This is a genomic window from Rhizobium sp. CFBP 8752 (genome assembly GCF_014842035.1).
Taxonomy (GTDB): Bacteria; Pseudomonadota; Alphaproteobacteria; order Rhizobiales; family Rhizobiaceae; genus Neorhizobium; species Neorhizobium soli.
The window spans coordinates 1,287,795-1,304,065 of sequence record NZ_JACYUZ010000001.1 but is presented as its reverse complement, the minus strand read 5'-3'; the positions used below and the strand labels follow the sequence as shown (position 1 = coordinate 1,304,065).

Below are 16,271 nucleotides of genomic sequence, written 5' to 3'. Positions count from 1 at the left end.
CGGAGCGCCTTATCTGACATCAGATCACTCACCAGCGAGGTCGAAGATGACCGATATTCCAACCGTCACCCTGCCCTCCGGCATCTCGGTTCCAGCGCTTGGCCTTGGAACCTGGAAAATGGGCGAGGCTCCGAACGACGCCAAGGCCGAAATCGAAAGTCTGCGGCGCGGGCTCGACCTTGGCATGGCGCTGATCGACACAGCGGAGATGTATGGCGAAGGCGCTTCGGAAGAGCTCACAGGAAAAGCCATCGAAAGCCGGCGCGACGAGGTGTTTCTGGTCAGCAAGGTCTATCCCTGGAATGCCAGCCGCCGCGGTGTCATCGAGGCCTGTGAGGCCAGTCTCGAACGCCTGAAAACTGATCGGCTCGACCTTTACCTTCTGCACTGGCGCGGCGAGCATCCGCTCGAAGAAACGGTCGCCGGGTTCGAGGAACTGCGCCGCAGCGGCAAGATCGGCGCCTGGGGTGTCTCCAATTTCGACGTCGCGGACATGGAGGAATTGATGGAGGTGCCGGATGGACGCAACTGCGCGACCAATCAGGTTCTCTACAATCTGTCGCGCCGCGGCATCGAGTTCGACCTCTTGCCCTGGTGCCAGGATCACGACATCCCGGTCATGGCCTATTCCCCGATCGAGCAGGGCCGGATCCTGCGCAATGCCGAGCTGATCCGCATCGCCAAGGCCTATCAGGCAACACCGGCGCAGGTGGCTCTCGCCTTCCTGCTGGAGCGGGACAAGGTGATCGCCATTCCGAAATCCTCGACTGCGTCCCGCGTCGAGGAGAATGCCGGTGCAGTCGACCTCGACATCAGCGACGAGGACTGGGAGGCTCTCGACGCCGCCTTCCCGCCGCCGGAACGCAAGCAGCCGCTGGAAATGCTCTAGTCGAGATTCAGCCGTCGGCGCTCGTCCGCGAGCGTCTCGATCGCCTTGAAGACGTCGATTTCGGCAAAGCTCTTCGTGTCGCGATAGACCGGGTATAGGCCGAAGGCTGCCGCTGCCAGCTGATCGATGGTGGGACGGGCGGTCCGACGAGACAGAGTGGCCTGCGCGCCCCCACCGAGGTGATCTTCGGTCAGGTCCCAGCCCGCATAGAACGGACCGGCATAACACCGCACCGGCTTTTCGCGCAGGAGCGCGTCCAGCCCGAACTGGCTGGAGACCGTCCAGACTTCATCCACCACATCGAGAATGGAGGCAACCGAGACTGCATCCGACAGGAGAATCACGCCGGACGCTTTCGCTGCCTGTTCGGTCAGATAGCCCTTGCGGAAGCCGGCCATCACATCCGGATGGGTGCGCACCACGCATTGAGCACCGCTCGCGATCGCATCCTTGAGCATCCGAGAAAAGCTGTCCGGCGAGCCGCCCGCCATCGGCACCGAAACATCGCCGAGCACCTGGTCAACCAGAAGGATGCGCTTTCGCAGCGATCTCTCGAGTTTCAGCTCCCGATGCGGCAGGTTGTTGTATTTCGACAGCTTTTCAGACACCAGCGCAGTGCGGATATCACTGCCAAGGGATGCAGCATCCCAATCGTCGGCAGATGCCGCGATCACCTTTTCCAGGCGCGAGGGAACGGCGGCCCTTACCGGCATGCCAAGGTCGTCGATCTGGATCGAAATCGGCAGCGCGTTCTGCTTGCCGAGACCCACCGAGCGTAAAAACCCGTCTTCCAGATACCAGCTCGGCAGGCCGCGCAGTGCGGCAATCAGTCGGGCCGCCTTTGCGGGAATGCGACCGCCCCACAGAACGACCCCGCCGATCCCCGGCCGAAGCGTCGGTTCAAGCGCCTCGACGCCGAAGTAATGCCGCAGGAAGGGCTGCGACTGCCGGACATAGAAGGTCGCACCGATGCGCGTTCCAGGTTTCGGCAGCCAGCCCTTTTGCAATGGAATATCCCCGGCGCCGCGGCCCGACACTTACATGCCCTGCGAGCCGCGGTTCATCGCGGCGATGCCCGTGCGGCAGATCTCAATCAAGCCGAGCGGCCTGATGACCGCAACGAACTGATCGATCTTCGACGACTTGCCGGTGATCTCGAAGATGAAGTGCTCGATCGTCGCGTCCACGACCTTCGCCTGGAACGCGTCGGCGAGACGCAAGGCCTCGGCCCGCTGGTCGCCGTGGCCGACGACCTTGAGCAATGCCACTTCCCGTTCGATCGGCCGGTCCTGGCCAAGATCGCGCGCTCGGACCGTCAGGTCGAGAACCCGGTGGACAGGCACGATGCGCTCGAGCTGCGCTTTGATCTGCTCAAGCACGGTCGGCGTTCCGTTGGTGACGATCGTGATGCGCGATAGGTGCGCTTCGTGCTCGGTTTCCGAAACCGTCAGGCTTTCGATATTGTAGCCGCGGCCGGAGAAAAGCCCGATGACGCGGGCAAGAACACCCGGCTCGTTGCTGACGAGAACCGAAAGCGTGTGGCTCTCGACCTTTGCCGTCTCCGGCTGGAAGAAGTAGGCAGAACCGGTCGGCTGCTGATGTGCATTCATGGTCTCAGGTCCGTTTCCTCAGAGATACGTTCAGGACGCCAGCCCTCCGCTGACGTCCCAGATGCGCCGATCAAACCAGCTGACGGCCCTTGGCGTCGATGGCGGTTGCAACAACTTCGTCGGTCGCCTCGTCCGGCAGCAGCATCTCATTATGGGCTTTGCCTGACGGGATCATCGGGAAGCAGTTGGCAAGGTTCGCCACGCGGCAATCGAAGATGACCGGCTGCCGGATTGCGATCATCTCGGCGATCTTGTCGTCCAGCTCCTTCGGATCGTCGCAATACATGCCGACAGCACCGTAAGCTTCCGCGAGCTTGACGAAGTCAGGCATCGCTTCCGTATAGGAGTTCGACAGGCGGTTGCCGTGGAGCAGCTGCTGCCACTGGCGCACCATGCCCATATACTGGTTGTTCAGAATAAAGATCTTGACCGGCAGATCGTGCTGGATGGCGCAGGACATTTCCTGGATGCACATCTGGATCGACGCGTCGCCGGCAATGTCGATGACGAGCGCATCGGGATGCGCGACCTGAACGCCGAGAGCTGCCGGCAGGCCGTAACCCATCGTGCCGAGACCACCCGATGTCATCCAGCGGTTCGGCTCTTCGAAACCGAAGAACTGTGCCGCCCACATCTGGTGCTGGCCGACCTCGGTCGTGATGAAGGTCTTGTGACCCTTCGTCGCCTCGTAGAGACGCTCGACCGCGTATTGCGGCATGATGACGTCGGTCGAGTTCTTGTAGGAAAACGACTTGCGACCCCGCCAGCTCTGGATTTCGCTCCACCAGTCGGAGATCTGCGCCTTGTCCTGCTTTTGCGGCAGGGCGCGCCACAGGCGGACCATCTCCTCCAGAACATGGCCGACATCACCGATGATCGGGATCTCGACACGAACGTTCTTGTTGATCGACGACGGGTCGATATCGATGTGGATCTTGCGCGAGTTCGGCGCGAACGCGTTCAGGCGACCGGTGATGCGGTCGTCGAAACGCGCACCGACGCAAACCATGACGTCGCAGTCATGCATCGCCATGTTGGCTTCATAGGAACCGTGCATGCCCAGCATGCCGAGCCAGTTCTTGCCCGATGCCGGATAGGCGCCGAGCCCCATCAGCGTCGAGGTGATCGGGAAATCCGTCAGCTCAATCAGCTCGCGCAGCAAACGCGACGCTTCCGGACCGGAATTGATGACGCCACCGCCGGTATAGAGGATCGGCCGACGGGCCGAGGCCATCAGCTGGACGGCTGCCTCGATTGCCTGCATATCGCCGGCAAGCTTGGGCGCGTAACTCTTGTTGGCAGGCGTCGCGCCCGGTGGCGTATAGGTGCCGGTCGCAAACTGGATGTCCTTCGGGATATCGACGACAACAGGTCCCGGACGGCCGGACTGGGCGATACGGAACGCCTCGTGGATGACACCGGCCAGCTGGTCAACGTCTTTGACGAGCCAGTTGTGCTTGGTGCAGGGGCGCGTGATGCCGACCGTATCGGCTTCCTGGAAGGCATCCGAGCCGATCAGGTTGGTCGGAACCTGGCCGGTCAGACATACGAGCGGGATCGAATCCATCAGCGCGTCCTGCAGCGGCGTAACCGCGTTGGTGGCGCCTGGACCTGACGTGACGAGCATGACACCGACCTTACCGGTCGAACGGGCATAGCCTTCGGCAGCATGGCCGGCGCCCTGTTCGTGGCGGACGAGGATGTGCTTGATGTCATCCTGCTGGAAGATTTCGTCATAGATCGGCAGGATCGCGCCGCCGGGATAGCCGAAAATATGCTCGACGCCGTTGTCCTTGAGCGCCTTCAGGACGATCTCTGCGCCCGTCATCCTGTTATTCGTATCCGTCATCATCGTCATCCGTTCACTTCTGGATTTACCGGCGGCTCCTCCGAGCCGGTTTGAAGACATAAAAAAAGGCCCCTTGAGGAGCCTGTCTTTCCGCGCATGGGTGGCTATCGCCGGACGGTTACACCGTCCTGCCCATGCGCGTTCCCACCACGATAAGTGCGTTCGAAATATTCATGGCCGTGAGTGTTAGCCGGATATGCCCCATTCGTCAACGCAGACCGTCAGCAAAAACGTCATCTCATTGAGATCGCTCGCAGTTCACGCCGAAAGTCACGAGGTCCTACACAAGTTGTTAAGCCGGCAAGGCTACAGTCGCGAGATTGGAGGAACCTGATCTCCATATCACCTTTCGATTGCCACCCCATTTGCAGGGCCGTTACTGTTGTTGAACAACGACCTTCACCGTTCGATCTCTGCCGGGGAGCAAGAGCGTCGCGATGCCCAGAAAATCGGTAACCGGATGCTGGGCCGTGTCGTCGCCTGCAACGGCTCGCATGCGACGATCGCAGCTGTCGCCGAGCATGGCGACACCGATCTCACCGAACTCTGGTCCGTCGGCCGGCTGATCTCCATTTCCGTCGGCAGCAACCGCGTCGTCGCGCTTGCCTATTCGATGCAATCTGGCGAACGCCAGTGGGCGGAAGGTGAAGACACGAAATTCCACATCGAAGTCGAGCTGCTCGGCGAGGTCCGTGTCGGGCATGATGGTCGCGAAGAGTTTTCGAGCGGCATTTCCGCCTACCCCTATCTCGGCGCCATTGCCCATCGTATCCGCTCGGCCGACCTTCTGCGCATCTACGATGCCGGCAAGAACGATACGTGCACGATCGGCAAGCTCAGCCAGGATGAAAGCATCGATGCGGCAATCCATGTGCCTTCAATGCTGTCGAAGCATTTCGCCATCGTCGGCTCCACCGGCGTCGGCAAGTCGACAGCCGTTTCGCTTCTCCTGCACAAGGCGATCGAAGCTGACCATCGGCTCCGCGTTCTGATCCTCGATCCGCACAACGAATTTGCGGCAGCCTTTCCCGATCATGCGGTCGTTATCGATACCGACACGCTCGACCTGCCTTTCTGGCTGATGCGCCTTGAGGAATTCTCGGAAGTCATTTTCCGTGGCCGCCCGGCTATCCCCGAAGAGCTCGACATCATGCGCGACCTCATCCCGGAAGCAAAACGCGCTTTCAAGGGAAGCGATTCGGGCCTGATGCGCCGCTCGGCTTCGGAAAAAAGTTCACTGACCGCCGATACGCCCGTCCCTTACCGCATGGCCGATCTGCTGGCCCTGATCGACGAACGGCTCGGCAGGCTGGAGGGTCGCTCCGACAAGCCGTTCCTGCGCGCTCTGAAAATGCGCATCACGTCGGCGATCAACGATCCGCGCTACCATTTCATGTTCTCCAACAACACGATCCAAGACACGATCATGGAGACGATCGCGCATATCTTCCGCATTCCCGGCGACGACCGGCCGATCTCGACGTTCCAGCTTGCCGGCATCCCATCGGAAGTCGTGAACTCTGTCGCCTCTATCCTCTGCCGTATGGCGTTCGAGCTTGCGCTCTGGAGCAATGGCGCAATTCACATGCTCGTTGTCTGCGAGGAAGCGCACCGCTACGTACCGGCGGACCGGGAGCTCGGGTTTGCGCCGACCGTGCAGGCCATCTCCCGCATCGCAAAGGAAGGCCGGAAATACGGCGTTTCCCTTGGCATCATCACGCAGCGCCCCGGCGAGCTTGACCAGACGATCCTGTCCCAGTGCTCGACACTGTTTGCCATGCGCCTGTCGAATGAACGGGATCAGGTCATCATCAAGTCGGCGATCCCGAATTCGTCGATTTCGACGACGAGCTTCCTGTCGTCGATCGGCAATGGCGAGGCAATCGCGTTCGGCGAGGCCATCTCGGTTCCCATGCGCATGCGCTTCTCACGCGTCGAGAAACGCTATCTTCCAAAGACCAACAGTCTTGCAAACAAGGGCAGCGAAGAAACGCCCGACACGGTTGATTTGCGTTCGATCGTGTCCCGCATGCGCTCGGTCACAGCGCCGGAAATCTCATCGTTCCAGCAGAGCTATTCCGCCAATCCACCCGCCCCGGAGGCAGGTCTGCCGATCCCGCCCGAAGACAGGCAGGCTGTGCCGTCCGCCGATGACGCGGAACTGAATGACTGGCGGCGTGAAATCGGCAGCGGTATACCGCCGCTCGATGCGCCTGCCCCGCGCTCGCCGGAACCGCCCTCGTTGGCACCCTACAGATCCGACATGCTGCCGACCCCGCGTGCAGCGGAGCGGCTTGCACCGCGCTTCCCGGAACGCGACAGGCCGGTTGAGCGCTTTGCCGAGCGTCCCGTGGAGCGTCAGACCGACCGGCTCACGGATCGCCCGCCCGCCATTCACGACCGTTTCGCCGATCTTCGTCGGCAGGTTTCGTCCGAGACCCCGCGACCGGGCTCGCCGTCACTGGAACCGCGTCCGAACGCATTCCTGCGGCGCGAAGCTCCGCCAAGGGAAGGTTCGTTGCGCGATGGCCTTCTCAAGAAGCCGCTCAGCAGTCTCTACGACAAGGACTGATCGCGAGCGAGCGCCCTCACGTCGCGAGGCGCTCCCAGCTTTCGTCCATCTGGTTGCGGAACCAGGTCATCTGACGCTTGGCATATTGCCGCGTCAGCGCGGAGCCACGCTCGATGACCGCGTCGCGGGTCATCCGTCCCGCGAGCATTTCGCCGATCTCCCGCACGCCGATCGCCTTCATGATCGGCAGGTCCGGGGCAGGATTAGAGGCCAGCAGCGATTCGACCTCCTCGACGGCGCCCCCATCCAGCATCTTGACGAAGCGGGCATTGATACGATCGTGCAGGATTATTCGATCCGGCAGAACGACGATTTTGCGCGCTCGCAACGGATCGATGATGACCGGGCCTGCCTTGCCCTGAAACTCGGTGATGGATCGGCCTGTTTCTTCCAGCACCTCCAGTGCCCGCAGGATTCGCTGTCCGTCCATCGGCTTCAGATTGGCGGCAACCGCCGCGTCACGTGCCGATAACTCCGAGTGAAGCGCCTGCGGTCCCTCCTCCTTGAGCCGCAAGCGCACACGGCACCGAATATCCTGCGAAATCTCCGGCATGTCCGACAGACCGCCCGTGAGCGCTTTGAAATAAAGCCCCGTGCCGCCGACGAAGACCGGGATCCGCCGCTGTTCTTTCAAGACCGGCAGGAGTGCGGATACGTCCCGCTGCCATTCGCCCGTCGAATAGGCGTGCGTCGCCGGCAAATGCCCATAGAGGTAATGGGCGATGTCCGCGGTCTCCTCCTCTGACGGACGCGCGGTGATGATCCTGAGCGTGTCGTAAACCTGCATGCTATCGGCGTTGACGACGACGCCGCCGCATTCGCGTGCCATGCGAATGGCAAGCGCCGACTTGCCGCTGGCAGTTGGCCCGGTTATCAGGATCGCATCAGTATTTTGCATAAGGTCGGTCATATGGCTTTCGTTGCCACGCTCATTGCCCATCCGTCAAACCCCGTTCTCACTCCGGCCATCGCCGAACGGACCGCCGAGGCGGTCAACGCCTCCGGTCTCTACTGGCTGGCAGACGGCATCGCCTGCGATATCGCCCTTCGCGACGGCACCGATCCGTCGGCTGCGGAAGAAACACTTCGCGGCTTGATCGGCGAGGAGCGGATCGATGTCGTGGTGCAGGAGGCGGAAACCCGGCGCAAGACATTCCTGATCGCAGACATGGATTCCACCATGATCGGCCAGGAATGCATCGATGAACTCGCGGACGTCGTCGGTTTGAAGGACAAGGTGGCGACGATCACCGCGCGCGCCATGAACGGCGAGATCGCGTTCGAACCTGCCCTGAGGGAACGGGTAGCGCTCCTGAAGGGCCTGCCGATCGGCGTCGTCGATGAGGTCATCGAAAAGCGGATCACGCTGACATCGGGTGGACCGGAACTGATCGCGACGATGAAGGCGAAGGGTGGGTACACGGCGCTCGTGTCCGGTGGCTTTACCGTCTTCACAAGCCGCATCGCCGCAATGCTCGACTTCGACATCAACCGCGCCAACATCCTTCTCGAAGAAGACGGCATCCTGACCGGCGAAGTCGCCGAACCCATCCTCGGCAAACAGGCCAAGGTGGATGCACTGGAAGAGGTCGCCCGCGAACTCGGCATCACCCCTGATGATACGATTGCTGTCGGCGATGGCGCAAACGACCTTGGCATGCTCGGCATCGCAGGCTCCGGCGTTGCCCTCCATGCCAAGCCCACCGTTGCGGCCCAGGCCAAGATCCGAATCGACCACGGCGACCTGACCGCGCTCCTCTATATCCAGGGCTACCGGAAGACGGATTTCGTCATTCCCGGCTGAGGCTCCACAGAGGGATGAGCATCACGATGCAACCGCAGCCTGTCGCAACCACGCTCCTCGAAACTTCACGCCTCGTCCTGCGCCGCTGGCTCCCCACGGACCGGGACCTGTTCCGCGAAATCAACGCGGACCCTGACGTGATGGCGTTCTTCCCGTTCCGTCGCAGCCACGACGAATCGGATGCGTTCCTCGGGAAGCTGAACGACATGTTTTCCGAAAACGGGCTTGGCTTTTACGCGCTCGAACTCAGGGAAACCGGCGAGCCGCTCGGGTTTTGCGGGCCGACCTATGCCAATATGCCGGGGATTTTTCCGGCCGAAACGGTGGAGATCGGCTGGCGTCTGGCTGCCCGTTACTGGGGCAATGGCTATGTGACGGAAGCGGCAGAAGCGCTTCTCGATTTCGCCTTCGTGGAGAAGGACATCAAGGCCGTCGTCTCGTTCGCCGTAGCGGACAATAACCGCTCGACGGCTGTCATGAAGCGCCTTGGAATGCATCGGGCGGCCGGCATGGATTTCGACCATCCGCGCGTGCCGGAGACGCATCCCCACCTCAAGCGCCATGTCGTCTATGCAATGACACCGGAGGAATGGACAAGGCGGAACGCCCGCCTTGTCGAGGAAGCCTGAACTCTCAGGCTATTCCAGCGGAAGTGCCACGAACCGCAGGTTTCCGGTCTTGTCGGCCACCATGACATGCGCGTTGCGGCGGCCTTCCTTCTTCAGCACGTCGAAGCGCTTGGCGACCTCACCCGGGTTCTCGACGAAGTCCTGGGCGATTTCGACCACCACGTCGCCGGCCTTGAAGCCCTTGGCAGCGGCAACCGAACCAGCCTTCACCTCGGACACCACCACGCCCTCGACGCTTTCGGCGATCCCGAACGTCTTTCGGTGCGCCTCATCCAGCACGCTCAGCGTCATGCCGTAAACCGTGACGGGCTCGCTGCTTTTGTCGCCGGCGTCCGGGGAGCCGCTGTCATTCTTGCCCTGGTCATCCGGGGACTGATCGTCAGGGCTTTGTGCGTCTGGCGACTGTCCTTCGGGTGCTGCCGGCTCATCGCCATCTGCGGCATCGGCCGTATCATCGAGTTGCCCGAGCGTGATGCGGACGGTCTGCTCCTTGCCGTCGCGCAGCAAACGCACCTCGACATCCTTGCCCACAGGGCTTTCGGCAACAATCCGCGGCAGATCGCGCATCGAACTGACCGACTGTCCGTCGAAGGCGAGCACGACATCGCCCGACTTGATTTCACCGTTCTTGATCGGACCGTTTTCAACGACGCCGGAAACCAGTGCTCCACGGGCCTTGTCGAGCCCCAGGCTCGCCGCGATATCGTCAGTCACGGGCTGAATGCGGACACCGAGCCAGCCGCGGCGCGTTTCGCCGAACTCGATCAGCTGATGGACGATGTTTTCCGCAAGTTCTGTCGGGACGGCAAAGCCGATCCCGATCGAGCCGCCGGAGGGCGAAATGATCGCCGTGTTGATCCCGATCACCTCGCCGCGCATATTGAACAGCGGTCCGCCGGAATTGCCCTTGTTGATCGCCGCATCCGTCTGAATGAAGTTGTCGTAGGGCCCTGCATTGATGTTTCTGCCGCGTGCGGACACGATGCCGAGCGTCACCGACCCGCCAAGACCAAACGGATTGCCGATCGCCATGACCCAGTCGCCGATCCGGATCTTTTTGGAATCACCGAAGGGAACGGCCTTGAGCGGCGTCTTGGACTCGACCTTCAGCACGGAGAGGTCGGTTTTTGTGTCGGTGCCGACCAGGCGAGCCTTCAGCTTACGGCCATCCGGGAAAATCACCTCGATATCGTCGGCGCCTTCGATAACGTGGTTGTTCGTCACCACATAGCCGGAGGAATCAATCACGAAGCCGGAGCCGAGCGAAGACACCTTCTGGTTTCCGCCCTGATTGTCCTTGTCGTCGAAAAAGTCGTCGAAGAATTCCTGGAAGGGTGAGCCCTCCTGGATCTGCGGCTGCGGGCCGGCACCCTGGTCCTTGACGCTCTGCGACGTCGAGATGTTGACGACGGCGTCGAGCAGGCCTTCCGCCAGATCGGAGATAGGCGCTGGACCTGCGGGCACCGCGGACGGGCTGACCGGAGGTGGCGGATTGAACTTGTTGCCGACTGGCGCTGGTGGCGCGGGCAGCATGCCGCCGGGCTGAGTGGCCGGCTGGCTATTAGCCTGTGGAGCCGGCGCTTGTCCCGGAAGTGCCGGGGCTTCCCCCTGCGGAGCGGGCGCCTGTCCCTGAGGCGCTGGCGCCTGTGGACGAGGGGCCGGGGCCTGGACCTGCTGCGGCTGGGCCGGGCCTTGCGCCAGTGCCTGAAGCGGACTGACCATGACGGCAACCACTAGACCGAGGCTCACGGAACCCTTCAAGGACGATAGTTTCGAATGGCCCATTGGCATCCTCGTTTTCTGTCACGGTGTCTGCCGCGGCAGAAAAGCATCCGTGCAACCCACAACGTTACGCATTGATAACTCGCGCCCCGTTCTGAAGAAAGCATAGGGCGGAATAACGGCCGGGAAAATTACCTTTTCGTGAAACCGCGACCATCAGCGCACATGGATGTGGATGACGGGTGAAAAGGGCAGTTGCGAAAAGGGCGGCCATGACAGGCCGCCCTTTTCTTAAGTGCTTAGTTCGTCGGTTGCGCCGGTGCCGGCTGGGCTGGCGTCGGCTGGGCCGGTGCAGGCCGTCCCGCTGCAGGCGGCGTTACCACGCCGTCCGACGAGTTGAAGAACCGGAAGAACTGTGAATCAGGCGAAAGCACCAGGGTCGTGTCCTTCCCGGCCATCGAGGCGACATAGGCGCGCATCGACCGGTAGAACTGGAAGAACGACGGATCACGCTGGAACGCTTCCCCAAAGATGCGGTTACGCTCGGCATCGCCCTGACCTCGGATGATTTCCGAATCGCGCTGCGCTTCCGAGACGAACTCGACAACCTGGCGGTCGGCGATAGCACGGCGGCGCTGGCCTTCTTCGCTACCACGGGCGCGGATGAGTTCCGCTTCCGCCAGACGCTCTGCCCGCATGCGAGCAAACGTCTGCTGCGAGACTTCCTGCGTCAGATCGGTGCGACGGATGCGGACATCCTGGATCTTGACGCCAAGCGTTTCGGCGGCAACGTCGAGATCACGCTTGACCTCGGTCATCATCGACGCACGCTCTTCGGAGAGTGCTTCAGTAAAGCTGCGCAGACCGTAGACGCGGCGCAGACCGGCGTCGAGACGCGTGCTGATACGCGATTCGGCAGACACGCGATCGCCCGAAACCGCTTCCCGGAAACGCTGCGGGTTTTCGATCCGGTAGATCACGAACGCGTCGACTTCATAGAACGCGCCGCCGCGGACCTGAACGCGGATATTGTCGAGATCCAGGCGAAGTGCGCGGTCCTCGATATACTGAACGCGATCCGCATCGGCAAAGGCGAAGGGAAGCTTGAAATAGATCCCCGGCTCGTTCTTCACGCTCTGGATTTCACCGAAGCGAAGCACGAGCGCCTGCTGCCGTTCGTTGACGACGAAGACCGACGAGTAGACGAGGAACAGGAGAACGGCGAGACCGATCAGGAAAGCGGGCAATTTGTTCGAGATCATCAGTTGCCCCCCTGTGCGGCTGCCGGCCGGTTGATTTCATTGAGCGGCAGATAAGGGACGACGTTCTGACCCTGCTCGATGATGACCTTGTTGGAGTTCTTCAGAACGTTCTCCATGGTCTCGATGAAGATGCGTTCGCGCGTCACGTCCGGTGCGTTCACATACTGGTCGTAGATCGACACGAAGCGCTGCGCTTCACCCTGAGCCTCGTTGACCGTCTGGTCACGATAGGCGGACGCCTCTTCGCGGACCTGCGCGGCCTGACCACGGGCGCCACCAAGCTTCTGGTTGGCGTAGCGATTGGCTTCCTCGACGATACGGTCTTCGTCCTGCTCGGCGCGCTGGACCTCTTCGAACGCGTCTGCCACTTCACGCGGCGGCGCTGCATCTTCGATCGGCACGGCGTTGATGGCAATGCCTGCGCCGTAACGGTCCATCGTGCCCTGAATGATGTCGCGCACCTGGGTCGACATGCCTTCACGAGCGTCGCGGAAAATATCCTGAGCCGGACGGCGTCCGACGACTTCGCGCATGGCGCTGTCTGCAACCTGCTGCAGCGTCTGGGCCGGGGCCTCGACGTTGAAGAGATAGGCGCGTGGATCGGTGACGGTGAAGAGGACCGAAAACTGGACGTTGACGATATTCTGGTCGCCGGTCAGCATCCATCCGGCATTCGAATTGGTGGCACTGCTGCGCGCACCGATATTCTGCTGCTGCTCGGTGACCTTGACGATCTCCACCGTTTCGAACGGCCAGAGATGGAAGTGAAGGCCCGGCATGGACAGTTCTTCCTTGGGCTTTCCAAACCGAAGTTCGACGCCCCGCTCGTCCGGCTGAACCGTATAGATCGATTCGAATGCCAGGAATGCGAGAACGGCCAGAAAGACGACCGCGACTGCTCCGCCGTTGAAACCACCAGGCATAAAACCCTTCAGCCGGTCTTGGCTGCGCCGCAGGATGTCTTCGAGGTCAGGCGGTCCGCCATTTCCCCCTCCGCCACCACCGCCGCCGCGCGGACGGTTCGGGCCTTGTCCCCAAGGTCCTTGATTGTTACCGCCGCCGCCGCCGCCGCCCCATGGGCCGCCGCCGCCATTCTGATTGCTCCAGGGCATCAAAACCTCTTTGTTAGTGCTACTCCCTAACCGGTCGCCTGTCCGAGCCGCCTGAAATGCAGCAGCTCGCGGTCCGTGCCCCCGGTCATGCCGTTATAAGTATCGGAAGAGCCGCTTTCAACGCAGCTTCAATAACTTCCCGGTGTTCGGTAACGAATTATGTCACTTTGGCATCGATCGGCGGCTGTAGACAGCAAAACGGGTGGCAAAGCTGTCGCGCTCGCCGGCCGGGACGAGGATCTCCTCGATCTTTTCGTACACGGTTGGATCGATTGCTGGAAACATCGTATCACCGTCTGCAATATCCGCTTCCACATGGGTCACGTAAAGTCGGTCTGCCAGATCGATTGCTTTCGCGTAGATTTCGCCGCCTCCGAGAATGCCGACCTCTCCGGCACCGGTCGCTGCAGCGATCTCCCTCGCCCTAGATATCGCCTGCTCGAGGGACGCCGCCGTCTCCACACCCTCGACCGAGAGATCGCGATTGCGGGTGACCACGACATGCGGGCGGCCGGGCAGCGGCTTGCCGCCGAAGCTGTCGAGCGTCTTTCGTCCCACCACCATCGGCTTGCCGAGCGTCATCGCCTTGAAACGCTTGAGGTCGGTCGACAGCCGCCAGGGCATGTCGCCATCTCTGCCGATGACATTGTTGCGCGACACCGCGACGAAGATTGCGACCGGAACCGCCATCAGACTGCGATCGGTGCTTTGATGCTAGGATCAGCGACGTAATTCTCCAGCGCAAAATCCTCAAAGCGGAAGGAGAAGATGTCCTTCACATCAGCATTGATACGCAGTGTCGGCAGCGGCTTCGGCTCGCGCGTCATCTGCAGCCGCGCCTGTTCGAAATGATCCGAATAGATATGCGCGTCGCCAAGCGTATGCACGAAATCGCCAAGCTTCAGCCCGGTCACCTGCGCCACCATCATGGTCAGGAGCGCGTAAGAGGCGATGTTGAACGGAACTCCCAAAAATATGTCCGCCGACCGCTGGTAGAGCTGACACGACAGCCGCCCCTCCGACACGTAGAACTGGAACAGGCAATGGCAGGGCGGCAGCGCCATGTCGTCAACCTGTGCAGGATTCCAGGCTGTGACGATGTGCCGGCGCGAGTTCGGGTTGACCTTCAGGTTCTCGATCAGGTTGGCGATCTGATCCACATGACCGCCATCAGGCGTCGGCCATGAGCGCCACTGATATCCGTAAACCGGACCGAGATCGCCTTTTTCGTCCGCCCATTCATCCCAGATGGAGACACCATTCTCCTTGAGATAGGCAATGTTCGTGTCGCCCTTCAGAAACCACAAGAGCTCATGGATGATCGAGCGCAGATGCAGCTTCTTGGTGGTGAGGACCGGAAAACCCTCGTTCAGATCGAATCGCATCTGATAGCCGAAGACCGAGCGGGTACCGGTCCCGGTGCGGTCGCCGCGGTCGGCGCCAGTCTCCATCACGTGCCGGAGAAGGTCGAGATACTGCTTCATAGGTCTTCCGCCGATTGGTCGAGATCGTCCTACATAATAGCACGAAGCCTACTCACCAATCACCTCCTCGTCACCGGCGCGGCTTTTCCAAGCTTTTCACGTTGATGATAGGAATATGACGAGACCTCTTTTCATCCGGTTCGCAAACCCCTATATCACTCGTGCCGGACTTCGGTTCGGATATGGCGATAAACGGTCGATGAAATAAGCCTATTGGACCCGGGGGCGGTACCCGGCGCCTCCACCACAAACCGGTCGGTCAATCTGGACCGGCTTGTGATGGGGGCGAAATAGGATCGACAAGGGTGTAAAGATCGAACTTTTGCTCGGCATGATACCGCCGTTATCGGGTCACAAGTGTAGTTGCAAATGACAACAACGCTAAGGGTTACGCTCTCGCTGCCTAATGGCGGTGCGGGAAACCCGAACTAAGTCCTTACGGTTAGCCCCGTAAGGCGGGGTCCGGAGGCACCTGGCAACAGAAGCCTTCACCTTCGCTCCCCGGTGGAATATCATGACATGACTCGACGCCGAAGCGGACTTCCCCGCGGGCGCGTCTCGTGACATAAGCGGCGTTTGAAGAGCAATAGAAAGACAGGATCGCATGGGGCAGGATCACATCCGCTACGATATTCTGGCACAGGACGCCCTCCGCGGCGTTATCCGCAAGGTTTTGTCCGAGGTCGCGGCAACCGGCAGACTGCCGGGTGACCACCACTTCTTCATCACATTCCTGACCGGCGCACCCGGGGTACGAATCTCTCCGGCGCTGAAGTCGAAATATCCGGAACAGATGACGATCGTCGTCCAGCACCAGTTCTGGGACCTCAAGATCACCGATACGCTTTTTGAAATCGGCCTGTCGTTTAACGATACGCCGGAACGCCTGGTCATCCCGTTCAACACGATCCGCGGCTTCTACGACCCGTCCGTGAATTTCGAACTCGAGTTCGAAGTGCCGATGGTCGAGGAAGGCGAAGTTTCCGCCGAGATCACCGCGATCCCGGTCGATACCACGCCAAAGGTTGTGGATGCGGATGCCGCCACCGGCGAGGACAAGAAGGAAGGCTCCGTCGTCTCCCTCGATTCGTTCCGCAAGAAGCAGTAGGCAGACACGATGTGCGCCGAGATCGTCAACCTTCGGCAGTTTCGCAAAGGCAAGGCGCGTTCGCAAAAGGACGCGGCTGCCGAACAGAACCGCATCAGCTTTGGCCGCACCAAGATTGAAAAGCAGCTGACGACGGCCCTCAACGAAAAAGCGGGGAAAACCCTCGATCAGGGCAAGCTCGAAAAGCCTTCTCCGGAAACGGACGAACGGCGTTAAGGCTTCGTTAGGCT

15 protein-coding genes and 1 other RNA gene are annotated in these 16,271 nt (G+C 61.1%); 7 read left to right on the top strand and 9 right to left on the bottom strand.

The annotated features are described in order from the left end of the window. Positions 1-46 precede the first annotated feature (46 nt). Positions 47-889 (top strand): aldo/keto reductase, encoded by an 843-nt coding sequence (locus IFT59_RS06190; protein ID WP_192086361.1) that lies wholly within the window; start codon positions 47-49, stop codon positions 887-889. Here the strand turns inward: IFT59_RS06190 and IFT59_RS06185 are convergent. The 3 genes from IFT59_RS06185 to IFT59_RS06175 all read right to left on the bottom strand — a co-directional run bounded on the left by IFT59_RS06185 (position 886) and on the right by IFT59_RS06175 (position 4,348). Beyond that, entirely contained in the window at positions 886-1,896 is a 1,011-nt protein-coding gene (locus IFT59_RS06185) for a capsular polysaccharide export protein, LipB/KpsS family (RefSeq protein WP_192086360.1), read from the bottom strand. The two genes, IFT59_RS06190 and IFT59_RS06185, sit on opposite strands and share 4 nt — an antisense overlap. Positions 1,897-1,926: 30 nt before the next feature. Then, positions 1,927-2,499 (bottom strand): acetolactate synthase small subunit, encoded by a 573-nt coding sequence (gene ilvN / locus IFT59_RS06180; protein WP_062456299.1) that lies wholly within the window; start codon positions 2,497-2,499, stop codon positions 1,927-1,929. A gap of 70 nt (positions 2,500-2,569) precedes the next feature. After that, positions 2,570-4,348 carry an acetolactate synthase 3 large subunit gene (locus IFT59_RS06175; protein WP_082471955.1) on the bottom strand — a complete coding sequence of 593 codons (1,779 nt, stop codon included), beginning with the start codon at positions 4,346-4,348 and terminating at the stop codon, positions 2,570-2,572. 382 nt (positions 4,349-4,730) lie between these two features. On the opposite strand from IFT59_RS06175, the gene IFT59_RS06170 reads away from it, so the two are divergent. Continuing rightward, positions 4,731-6,920: a helicase HerA domain-containing protein gene (locus tag IFT59_RS06170; RefSeq protein ID WP_192086359.1), complete on the top strand. Its 2,190-nt coding sequence runs from the start codon at positions 4,731-4,733 to the stop codon at positions 6,918-6,920. A gap of 16 nt (positions 6,921-6,936) precedes the next feature. On the opposite strand, the gene miaA is transcribed toward IFT59_RS06170, so the two are convergent. Further along, positions 6,937-7,830 carry a tRNA (adenosine(37)-N6)-dimethylallyltransferase MiaA gene (gene miaA / locus IFT59_RS06165; RefSeq protein ID WP_192086358.1) on the bottom strand — a complete coding sequence of 298 codons (894 nt, stop codon included), beginning with the start codon at positions 7,828-7,830 and terminating at the stop codon, positions 6,937-6,939. Here miaA and serB point away from each other — a divergent pair, their 5' ends adjacent. Together serB and IFT59_RS06155 are read left to right on the top strand one after the other, a co-directional pair. Next, a complete protein-coding gene (gene serB / locus IFT59_RS06160) occupies positions 7,831-8,724 on the top strand; it encodes a phosphoserine phosphatase SerB (RefSeq protein WP_192086357.1) in 894 nt (297 codons plus the stop codon). Positions 8,725-8,750: 26 nt separating this feature from the next. Continuing rightward, on the top strand, positions 8,751-9,353 hold the full coding sequence (locus IFT59_RS06155; RefSeq protein ID WP_192086356.1) for a GNAT family N-acetyltransferase: 603 nt from the start codon (positions 8,751-8,753) through the stop codon (positions 9,351-9,353). Between the two features lie 9 nt (positions 9,354-9,362). Here IFT59_RS06155 and IFT59_RS06150 read toward each other — a convergent pair whose 3' ends face one another. From IFT59_RS06150 to IFT59_RS06130, 5 genes are all read right to left on the bottom strand, one after another. Beyond that, complete coding sequence (locus tag IFT59_RS06150; RefSeq protein WP_446737808.1) at positions 9,363-11,138, bottom strand: Do family serine endopeptidase; 1,776 nt, start codon at positions 11,136-11,138, stop codon at positions 9,363-9,365. A gap of 236 nt (positions 11,139-11,374) precedes the next feature. Next, positions 11,375-12,337 (bottom strand): protease modulator HflC, encoded by a 963-nt coding sequence (hflC, locus tag IFT59_RS06145; protein ID WP_062581041.1) that lies wholly within the window; start codon positions 12,335-12,337, stop codon positions 11,375-11,377. Then, positions 12,337-13,449 (bottom strand): FtsH protease activity modulator HflK, encoded by a 1,113-nt coding sequence (hflK, locus tag IFT59_RS06140; RefSeq protein WP_062581043.1) that lies wholly within the window; start codon positions 13,447-13,449, stop codon positions 12,337-12,339. Before hflK ends, hflC begins: the two co-directional genes overlap by 1 nt. Before the next feature lie 162 nt (positions 13,450-13,611). Next, positions 13,612-14,139, bottom strand: a complete 528-nt coding sequence (locus IFT59_RS06135) for a dihydrofolate reductase (RefSeq protein WP_062581045.1) — start codon at positions 14,137-14,139, stop codon at positions 13,612-13,614. Further along, positions 14,139-14,933 (bottom strand): thymidylate synthase, encoded by a 795-nt coding sequence (locus IFT59_RS06130; RefSeq protein WP_192086355.1) that lies wholly within the window; start codon positions 14,931-14,933, stop codon positions 14,139-14,141. The genes IFT59_RS06135 and IFT59_RS06130 overlap by 1 nt, the downstream gene beginning before the upstream one ends. Before the next feature lie 124 nt (positions 14,934-15,057). Here IFT59_RS06130 and ssrA point away from each other — a divergent pair. The 3 genes from ssrA (at position 15,058) to IFT59_RS06115 (ending at position 16,257) form a co-directional block, all read left to right on the top strand. Continuing rightward, positions 15,058-15,426: a transfer-messenger RNA gene (ssrA, locus tag IFT59_RS06125) on the top strand. A gap of 111 nt (positions 15,427-15,537) precedes the next feature. Further along, positions 15,538-16,041: an SspB family protein gene (locus IFT59_RS06120; RefSeq protein ID WP_062456270.1), complete on the top strand. Its 504-nt coding sequence runs from the start codon at positions 15,538-15,540 to the stop codon at positions 16,039-16,041. Between the two features lie 9 nt (positions 16,042-16,050). After that, on the top strand, positions 16,051-16,257 hold the full coding sequence (locus tag IFT59_RS06115) for a DUF4169 family protein (RefSeq protein ID WP_062456267.1): 207 nt from the start codon (positions 16,051-16,053) through the stop codon (positions 16,255-16,257). Positions 16,258-16,271: the final 14 nt, after the last annotated feature.

Excerpts from the sequence above, each read along its gene's own strand:
- IFT59_RS06190 (WP_192086361.1), top strand. The coding sequence starts at position 47 with ATGACCGATATTCCAACCGTCACCCTGCCCTCCGGCATCTCGGTTCCA.
- ilvN (WP_062456299.1), bottom strand. The coding sequence starts at position 2,499 with ATGAATGCACATCAGCAGCCGACCGGTTCTGCCTACTTCTTCCAGCCG.
- IFT59_RS06175 (WP_082471955.1), bottom strand. The coding sequence starts at position 4,348 with ATGACGGATACGAATAACAGGATGACGGGCGCAGAGATCGTCCTGAAG.
- miaA (WP_192086358.1), bottom strand. The coding sequence starts at position 7,830 with ATGACCGACCTTATGCAAAATACTGATGCGATCCTGATAACCGGGCCA.
- serB (WP_192086357.1), top strand. The coding sequence starts at position 7,831 with ATGGCTTTCGTTGCCACGCTCATTGCCCATCCGTCAAACCCCGTTCTC.
- IFT59_RS06155 (WP_192086356.1), top strand. The coding sequence starts at position 8,751 with ATGCAACCGCAGCCTGTCGCAACCACGCTCCTCGAAACTTCACGCCTC.
- IFT59_RS06150 (WP_446737808.1), bottom strand. The coding sequence starts at position 11,138 with ATGGGCCATTCGAAACTATCGTCCTTGAAGGGTTCCGTGAGCCTCGGT.
- hflC (WP_062581041.1), bottom strand. The coding sequence starts at position 12,337 with ATGATCTCGAACAAATTGCCCGCTTTCCTGATCGGTCTCGCCGTTCTC.
- hflK (WP_062581043.1), bottom strand. The coding sequence starts at position 13,449 with ATGCCCTGGAGCAATCAGAATGGCGGCGGCGGCCCATGGGGCGGCGGC.
- IFT59_RS06135 (WP_062581045.1), bottom strand. The coding sequence starts at position 14,139 with ATGGCGGTTCCGGTCGCAATCTTCGTCGCGGTGTCGCGCAACAATGTC.
- IFT59_RS06130 (WP_192086355.1), bottom strand. The coding sequence starts at position 14,933 with ATGAAGCAGTATCTCGACCTTCTCCGGCACGTGATGGAGACTGGCGCC.
- IFT59_RS06120 (WP_062456270.1), top strand. The coding sequence starts at position 15,538 with ATGGGGCAGGATCACATCCGCTACGATATTCTGGCACAGGACGCCCTC.
- IFT59_RS06115 (WP_062456267.1), top strand. The coding sequence starts at position 16,051 with ATGTGCGCCGAGATCGTCAACCTTCGGCAGTTTCGCAAAGGCAAGGCG.